Here is a 704-nt window from a genome sequence, read left to right on the forward strand (position 1 = left end):
TTCGCCCACGACCCGGCGAACAACCTGCTGATGCAAGACCGCCCAGGGCCCGGCATCGTCGTCGGCAACCGCCTGTTACTGCAAGGCGACCGGCATTACGACTACGACGCTTTCGGAAACCTCATACGCGAACGCCGTGGCCGCGCACAGCAGTGGGTCACCGAATACCGCTACGACTGCCAGCACCGCCTGATCGGCGTCACCCAGCCGGACGGCAGCCAGGCCAGTTATCGCTATGACCCGTTTGGGCGGCGTATCGCTAAAGTGATCAATGGCAAGACCACCGAGTTTTTCTGGCAAGGCGACAAGGTCATCGCCGAACACACGGCGGGGCAGCATCGCAGTTATCTCTACGAGCCTGACAGCTTCAGGCCGTTGGCTTTGTTGGAAGGGTTTGGTCCGGCCAATACCCAGGCCTTCCACTACCAACTGGACCACCTGGGTACGCCGCAGGAACTGACCAACGCGCAAGGCAAAATCGTCTGGTCCGCCCACTACCTCGCCTACGGCCAGATCGCCCGGTTGGATGTGGACACCGTCGATAACCCGCTGCGTTTTCAGGGGCAATACTTCGACCGTGAAAGCGGGCTGCATTACAACCGGCATCGCTACTACAATCCAGATAATGGCCGCTATTTGACCCCCGACCCGGTGAAGTTGGCGGGTGGGTTGAACGGGTATTTGTATGTGCCCAACCCTACGGG

1 protein-coding gene is annotated in these 704 nt (G+C 60.2%); it reads left to right on the forward strand.

The window, feature by feature from the left end; genetic code table 11:
* The coding region (locus tag AO268_RS04670; RefSeq protein ID WP_141562777.1) for an RHS repeat domain-containing protein at positions 1-704 on the forward strand (704 nt) is incomplete at both ends.

The organism is Pseudomonas sp. ICMP 8385 (assembly GCF_002699915.1).
Classification (GTDB): Bacteria; Pseudomonadota; Gammaproteobacteria; order Pseudomonadales; family Pseudomonadaceae; genus Aquipseudomonas; species Aquipseudomonas gessardii.